The 1,789-nt window shown below is 35.0% G+C and carries 1 protein-coding gene; it reads left to right on the forward strand.

Translation table 11 applies throughout. The annotated features are described in order from the left end of the window. The first annotated feature begins 215 nt into the window (after positions 1-215). Positions 216-1,610, forward strand: a complete 1,395-nt coding sequence (locus ACVRWY_RS09460) for an amino acid permease (protein ID WP_354369917.1) — start codon at positions 216-218, stop codon at positions 1,608-1,610. The last annotated feature ends 179 nt before the right edge of the window (positions 1,611-1,789 follow it).

Here is a 1,789-nt window from a genome sequence, read left to right on the forward strand (position 1 = left end):
TAGCGAAGATTTTGTGATATACTAGTCATGAGAAGATTCCTTTTTGATGAGTGGTGGTACTCTTATCATATCAGGGAATCTTCTTTTTGACTTCTAGAAGTCTCACATCTATTGTAACGCTACATTTGTCTCTTTTTATTTTTATTCAATATAATTTACAAGATTATGTAGCTGTGATAGAATAGATTGTTACCATAATGTAGGAGATAAGAAAATTGAATATTTTTAGAAAAAAAAATCCAGGTCGCGATAAGACAGAGATGATAAGACATCTTCGTGTTTACGACTTGATTTTTCTTGGTTTAGGCTCAATGGTAGGAACAGGGATTTTCACCATAACAGGTATTGGTGCCGCAACTTATGCTGGTCCAGCATTAACTGTTTCTATTATTATTTCTGCGATTGCTGTTGGAATTTCTGCTTTGTTTTATGCAGAATTTGCCTCACGTATCCCGGCAAATGGAGGAGCATATAGTTATATTTATGCAACTTTAGGTGAATTTCCGGCTTGGCTTGCTGGATGGCTGATTATCATGGAATTTTTGACAGCTGTGTCTGGAGTTGCAGCTGGTTGGGGAGGTTACTTTAAAGGGCTTCTTGCTAATTATAATATTGTTCTACCCACAGCTTTAAATGGGACTTTTAATCCCAGTAAAGGACAGTATATTGACTTGCTTCCGGTTTTAGTCATTATTTTGGTCACTGGACTCGTCCTTTTGAACTCAAAGAGTGTCTTACGCTTTAATAGTGCATTGGTTATTCTGAAGTTCTCTGCCCTTGCAGTATTTATCATAAGTGGTATATTTTTTATTAAACCAGACAATTGGTCTGATTTTGCTCCTTTTGGTTTCGGTCAAATTTATGGAGGAAAAACGGGTATTATGGCTGGGGCTTCACTGATGTTTTTTGCTTTTTTAGGTTTTGAATCCATTTCAATGGCAGTTGATGAAGTGAAGGAACCACAAAAAAATGTCCCAAGAGGTATTGTTTTATCCTTGTCAATTGTTACGGTCTTATATATCTTAGTGACTCTTATCCTAACAGGGATTGTTCATTATACTAAACTCAATGTTGCAGATGCTGTTGCTTTTGCTTTGCGTAATGCTGGCTTAGATTGGGCAGCTAATTATGTTTCTATGGTTGCTATTCTTACTCTAGTTACAGTATGTATTTCAATGACTTATGCATTGACTAGAACAGTTTACTCTATTAGTAGAGATGGCTTACTTCCAAAAAGTCTAAGTCAGGTTACTCGTCACAGTAAAGTTCCTAAAAATGCGACATTGCTTGTTGGAGCTGCGACATTAATTTGTGCAGGGGTCTTTCCATTAGCCAGTATTGCAGAATTTTTAAATATTTGTACTTTAGCCTATCTTATTATGTTAGCCATAGCTATTATAAAGTTGAGAAAAGATCAAGGGGAGCCTCTAGCAGGACAATTTAGAACACCTTTTGTTCCAGTTCTACCGATCCTATCAATTATAATTTGTCTTTCATTAATGAGTCAGTATCAAACTTTAACATGGATTGCTTTTATTGTTACAGTGCTTATTAGTATAGTAATCTACTTTGTTTACGGATATAGGAATTCAGCAGTAAAAAATACCTAGATATAATTCAACTATACTGTTTGCTAGATAAAAAAACAACACACGAGAAGATCCGACGGTCTTCTCTTTTTTGATGTTTAAATCAAATGCCCCTAAGTTGTTGTCGTCTTCTTTTCCTAAATTCAATAGAGGTATAAAAAAATGAAAAAAAGTGTTGACAATCCATCAATTATCATGCT

It is taken from the genome of Streptococcus porcorum (assembly GCF_053203725.1).